This window comes from Streptomyces altiplanensis (assembly GCF_053591575.1).
Genome location: NZ_JBSFUB010000191.1, coordinates 1 through 5,360 on the forward strand (window position 1 = coordinate 1; position 5,360 = coordinate 5,360).

The following is a 5,360-nucleotide window of genomic DNA, read 5'->3' on the forward strand; positions in this document are numbered from 1 at the left end:
ACGGCGCTGCCGGTCTGGGCGTACACCACCAGCGGGAGGTCCTGCTTGCGGCAGTGCTCGATGATCCGGTCGAAGCTGCCGTTGACGAGGGTCATGCCGGTGGCGACGACCGCGTCGGCCTCGGCCAGGACCTGGTCCATGTCGTCGGTGACGGGGTCGCCCCAGTGGGTGGTGCGCAGGTTGAAGTCGCAGGGCAGCGGGACGCCGCCCCGGTCGCGTATCGCCGCGACCAGCGGGTTGACGACGCCGATCAGCGCGACCTTCGCCCCCGGCGCGATGTCGAGGAGTCCGGCGACGGCCGCGTCCCTCGCCTCGGCCCGCACCTCCGGCGTGCCGGTCGGCAGAGTGACGGCCTCGGCGTCCTCCGCGTCGCGGTGCGGACGCACGCGTCCGAGGTAGGCGTCGAGCGCGGCGACGCGCACCGGCGCGGACTCATGGCGGATCAGGGTGTCCAGGGTGTGTCCGGAGGCGTCGGCGCAGAAGTCCGGGGCGATGTCCCCCGCCTCGAAGGAGCAGGCGCCGAAGGAGTCCCCGGAGCGCAGCAGCACGTACTGGTTGCGGTAGGTGACCTGGCTGCCGGCCAGGCGGGTGGTGTGGTGCACCCAGAAGGCGCTGGTGACGGCCAATTCGCTGGGGAGCGGCCCGAAGGCCCCGTCCAGGACGGCCTGCTGGAGTTCCGGTACGGACTGCGGGGGTGCGGGAGACATGGCTGTTTTCCTTCTCGAGGGTGTGTACGGCAGGGAGGGGGCGGCCCACGATGTGCCGCCCGGGGGAGCAAGGGAACAGGGGAACAAGGGGTCAGGGAAGGTCGGACAGGCGCTCGGGGTGGTAGGGCAGGCCGGCCAGTTCGGGGTGCCCGGCCGGCTGGAAGCACAGCAGCAGAGAACGCCGGTCCCTTCCCGTCCGGTTGGGGCCGGAGCGGTGCACGACGAGCCCGGGGAACATCAGGACCGAGCCGGCCGGTGCCTCGACGGTCACGGCACCGCGGACCTCGGTGCGCGCGGTGTCGACCAGCAGACCGGTCGGTTCGCGCCGGTCCCGCGGGGCCGGACCGGCGCGATGGCTGCCCGGCACGATCTGCAGCGCGCCGTTGTCGGCCGTGACGTCGTCGAGGAAGACCATCGCGGTGGCGACGTCCCGGGCGGCGGGCCCCGCGCAGCAGTACCAGTACGGGTAGTCCTGGTGCCAGCGGAACTCCGAACCGACGCCCGCGCGCTTGAAGTTCAGCTTGGACGTGAACCTTCCCAGTGCGTCGCCGCCGATGATCCGGCGCATGGGTGCCGTGATCCGGTCGTCGTCCCACAGGGCGTCGAGCACGGGATCCAGGTGGGTGACGGGCGACAGGCTGCGTACGGCGGGCGGACGGGCCTCCGGCTCCCAGTGGACGACGGTGCCGTCCACCTTCTCCAGCCGGTGCCCGTCCGGCCACACGGTGACGTCGGCCCTGCCGGCCCGTACCTCACGGGTCACCTGTGCGAGCACGGCTTCCCCGGCCTCGCCCAGGGCCGCTGTCTCGGCGGCTCCGAGGAGCCGCGGCAGGAGGACGAAGCCGCGTTCCACCTGCTTGTCGAGGAGGTCGGGAGAGTTACGGGAGTCGAGGGACACGGAACCAGCCACCTTCCGGTCGTGCGCGAGTGGTAAGGGCGAGGCGAGGGTTGTAGCCTCCCCCTCGCTACGGACGCTAGGCCGACTCGGCTACGAGGACGGGCGCGCCGCGCAGCAGCGCGCCGGCGGTCGGCGGCCAGTCCATCGCCGACCACGGGTGCCGCAGTTCGTCCTGCGCCGTGACCTCGTGGGGCCGCATCGATCCGAGGCCGACGGCGTCGGCGTGGTGGGAGTACGCGCTGTCCACGTACCGGTGCCCGGTGTCGGCGGCGAGGAAGACGTACGTCCTGTCGGCGTCGCGCTCCCGTTCCCACAGCGTGGCGAGGTACGCGGCCCCCGCCGACAGGCCGGCGAAGATGCCGCTGGCCCGCAGGAGTTCGACGGCGCCCGACATGGCGTAGTCGAAGTTCACCCAGTGGATGCGGTCGTACAGGTCGTGCCGCACGTTCTGGAACGGGATGGAGCTGCCGATACCCGCGATGATCATGTCCGGGTCCAAGACGTGCTCGGCGCCGAAGGTGACGCTGCCGAACGGCTGCACCCCGACGAGCGTCACGTCCCGTCCCGCCTCGCGCAGGTAGGTGGCGATGGCGCCGGTGGACGCCCCGGTGCCGACACCCCCGACGAGCGACAGCGGGCCCTCCGGGACCTCCTTGCGGATCAGGTCCGCGACGTCGCGGTAGCCGAGGTAGTGAATGGAGTCGTGGTACTGCCGCATCCAGTGGTAGTGCGGGTTCTCCCGCAGCAGTTCCCCGATCCGCTCGACGCGGAGGTTCTGGTCCAGGCGCAGGTTCTTGGACGGGCGGACCTGCTCCAGGGTGGCCCCCAGGATGTCCAGCTGGACGCGCAGGGTGCGGTCCACGGTGGTCGAGCCCACGATGTGGCAGTTCAGGCCGTAGCGGTGGCAGGCCAGGGCGAGCGCGTGGGCGTAGATGCCGCTGGAGCTGTCGACGAGGGTGTCACCCGGCTTGATCTGTCCGGTATCCAGCAGGTGGCGTACGGCGCCGAGCGCCGAGTACAGCTTCATCGTCTCGAAGCGCAGACAGACCGCGCCCGGCGGGACGGCCACGACGTCCGGTTCCTTGACGGCCTCGGCTATGTGCTCGTGCATGTCGTCGTCCTTCCGGTCAGGCGGCGTCGTGGCGGGTGAGCTTGAACAGGTACGCCTGGCAGTCGTCGCCCTCCCACGTCTGGCGGTGCAGGATGTGGGGCCGGAATCCGGCGTCCATCCCATAGGCGACGATCCGCTTGAGCTCGGCGGTGTTGGACACGATCAGGTAGATCTCGCCCTCCGGTGCGAGCAGGTCGCGGGTGACGATCTGGTCGAAGAAACGCGTGACGATCTCGGCGCCCACGCAGACGTTGCGGACCACGGTCGGGTCGTCGCTGGTCCGTGCGCTGACGGCGGGCGGGTTGAAGGTGATGACGTCCAGCCGGGCGGAGGCGGGGAACTCCTCGAAGAGGTTGGACACCAGGGGCCGGAAGACGGTCTCCGGCCGGTCTCCGACGATGCGCGCGTAGTGGTCGGCGGCCGTGGCCACGCTGTCCGGGTGGATGTCGGCCGCGTAGATCTCCCGCGCCCCGAGCGTGCCGGCCACGACGGCCTCGACGCCGAGGCCGACGCCCATGGCCGCGTACGACCTGCCCTTGACGGGGATCGTGCCGTCCAGCAGCCGGTCGTGGACGATGCGGCTGGTGTCGCCCGGCTTGAAGACACCCGGCGGCAGCGTGAACGCCCAGCCGTTGTAGTCGTACGTCCGGGTGGTGTGGATGTCGGACTTGGAGCCGCTGTTGATCGCGAGGATCTCGTCCCTGGGCAGCGTCTCGGGCAGGGATTCCAACAGGGCACGGGCGTCGTCCTGGGACGCGGCGGTGCCGCCGGCGGTCCGGTCGGTCATGGATCCTCCATGGGTCGGGTGGGAAGGGAAGTCGAGCGCTGAGGAACGGGCTGCGGCCGGAGCGGCCAGGTCGGTCACCGCCGATGGCGTACCGCTCCCTCGTCGTACGAGGCGCCGTCCGGGAGTGGCGCCTCGCGCCCCGGTACGTCAGCGGGCGCCCGGCTCGGACGAAGCGGCCGTCGATTGTGAACGACGCTGTGGTACGCCGCAACAGCGAGAGGTGCGGAGCCCCCGGGCGACCCGATCGCACCGGCACACGTTCCGCTGGACCGACAAGGCTTCGCTTCGTGCGGAACAACGCGGTCGCGGTTGTGGGTCGTGCGGGTGCGGAAGAGAAACCTTTCGCTGTGCCCGAACCGACCGCGGGGGAAGCTGGTTCGGACCTCGCTGACGGGGCGGCATCGGCGAGAGGGCCGACGGCTCGCCGCCATCGGCCGACGGCGCCGGATGCGGGTTGCCTCGGGCTGTCCCGGGGCCGCCCCTACCCGAGCTTCCGCTGTCGAAGCCGGCGCCGCACGGGATCAGCGGCGGAGCGCCGACAGCCCCGGTGCGGGCGAGTAAGGCTGGGCGGCTGCGAAGGACGGACATGCTGCTCCCGGGAGATCACATGAGGTGGCCCCCGCACCACGCCGCTGGACGGAGCGGAGAGTGCGGGGCCCGAGCAGCATGATGCATCATGAAAATGATTGTCAACATCACCTGATGGTCCTTCATGGGATGAGTGCTTCCATGTCCGGTCGCCACGCGTTCGCGGCGACTTCGGCGCGAGTGAGGGCTAGTAGTGATTATCGTTTTCATATACGCTCCCGCTGTCATTCCGCTGTCAGCCCCGGACGGGAGCCCGTATGGAACCGCACGACGTGGCCACCAGAGCGGCAGGAGGCGAGGAGAATCTCGACCGACTGTTCCACGCCTTGTGGTCGCCGATCGGCGTGGCTGCCGTCAACGCCGCGCGGCTGCGCCCCGGTGCGCGTGTCCTCAACGCGTGGTGCGGCACGGGCACGTTCGCGATCCCCGCCGCGGAACAGGTCGGCCCGCTCGGCGTCGTCGACGCGGTAGACAGGGCGGAGTCCTTGCTCGAGCGGGGCCGCGCGAAGGCCGCCTCCCGGGGACTCTCCAACGTGCGCTTCCTGGGCGGTGACGTTCTCGACTGGCCGGCGCCTCGTGGCGGCTACGACGCCGTCGTGTGTGCGCTCGGTGTTCCGTCGCTCTCCGACGCCTCGGCCGGGACGGAGCGACTGCTGAGACTGGTACGGCCCGGCGGGCGGATGACCGTGACGGTCCGGTCCCGGGACGCGCTCGTTCCGCTGACCGAGGTGGCGCAGCGGGCCCTCGCGCCGGAACGGCCGGGTGCCGCCGACGCCCCACCGCTGGGCGATCCGCTTCGCCCCCTCGGTACTCCCCGGGCGTTACGACACTGGCTCGCCGCTCGCTCGCTGTCATTCATCGACGTGCAGTACGTCCCGCTCCTCGTGCCCTGTGACCCCGACCTCTTGTGGCCTCTCGCGGACATCGTGTTCGGGGGCTTGCTCGACGGACTGCCCACCGCCGCGGTGGAGCGCGTCCGTCGACGGTTCTCGGACGGTCTGCTCGCTGAGGGCCGCGACGTGATCGACGCTTCCGTGCTCGTGGGCACGGGGACCGTCCCTCGCGTCGCCCTACCGCGCCGCCCCCGAGGCGCCCGCCCCCTGACGACCGCCGGCCGGCCCGTGGGGCCGGTGCCGCAGTCCGGTTGACCTACAGGAGTTCCATGTCCCATCGTCTGTTCACCTCGGAGTCCGTGACCGAGGGCCACCCCGACAAGATCGCTGACCAGATCAGCGACACGATCCTCGACGCGCTCCTGCGGGAGGACCC

The 5,360-nt window shown here is 71.0% G+C and carries 6 protein-coding genes; 2 read left to right on the forward strand and 4 right to left on the reverse strand.

The window, feature by feature from the left end:
- From ACWD0Y_RS36065 to ACWD0Y_RS36080, 4 genes are all read right to left on the reverse strand, one after another.
- The coding region (locus tag ACWD0Y_RS36065) for a Rossmann-like domain-containing protein (RefSeq protein ID WP_450264484.1) at positions 1-707 on the reverse strand (707 nt) is incomplete at its 3' end.
- A 91-nt stretch (positions 708-798) separates the two neighbouring features.
- The gene (locus tag ACWD0Y_RS36070; RefSeq protein ID WP_450264485.1) at positions 799-1,605 is read right to left on the reverse strand and encodes a phytanoyl-CoA dioxygenase family protein; all 807 of its coding nucleotides are present in this window, start codon (positions 1,603-1,605) and stop codon (positions 799-801) included.
- Positions 1,606-1,681: 76 nt separating this feature from the next.
- A complete protein-coding gene (locus ACWD0Y_RS36075) occupies positions 1,682-2,716 on the reverse strand; it encodes a pyridoxal-phosphate dependent enzyme (protein ID WP_450264486.1) in 1,035 nt (344 codons plus the stop codon).
- A gap of 16 nt (positions 2,717-2,732) precedes the next feature.
- Complete coding sequence (locus tag ACWD0Y_RS36080) at positions 2,733-3,503, reverse strand: methyltransferase (RefSeq protein WP_450264487.1); 771 nt, start codon at positions 3,501-3,503, stop codon at positions 2,733-2,735.
- An 845-nt stretch (positions 3,504-4,348) separates the two neighbouring features.
- Between ACWD0Y_RS36080 and ACWD0Y_RS36085 the strand changes: the two genes are divergently transcribed.
- Both ACWD0Y_RS36085 and ACWD0Y_RS36090 read left to right on the forward strand, forming a co-directional pair.
- Positions 4,349-5,239, forward strand: coding sequence for a class I SAM-dependent methyltransferase (locus ACWD0Y_RS36085; protein ID WP_450264488.1), 891 nt, complete (start codon positions 4,349-4,351; stop codon positions 5,237-5,239).
- 14 nt (positions 5,240-5,253) lie between these two features.
- On the forward strand, positions 5,254-5,360 hold a 107-nt coding region (locus tag ACWD0Y_RS36090), incomplete at its 3' end, for an S-adenosylmethionine synthetase N-terminal domain-containing protein (protein WP_450264489.1).

Coding starts and splice junctions, on each gene's coding strand:
- ACWD0Y_RS36075 (WP_450264486.1), bottom strand. CDS start 2,716: ATGCACGAGCACATAGCCGAGGCCGTCAAGGAACCGGACGTCGTGGCC.
- ACWD0Y_RS36080 (WP_450264487.1), bottom strand. CDS start 3,503: ATGACCGACCGGACCGCCGGCGGCACCGCCGCGTCCCAGGACGACGCC.
- ACWD0Y_RS36085 (WP_450264488.1), top strand. CDS start 4,349: ATGGAACCGCACGACGTGGCCACCAGAGCGGCAGGAGGCGAGGAGAAT.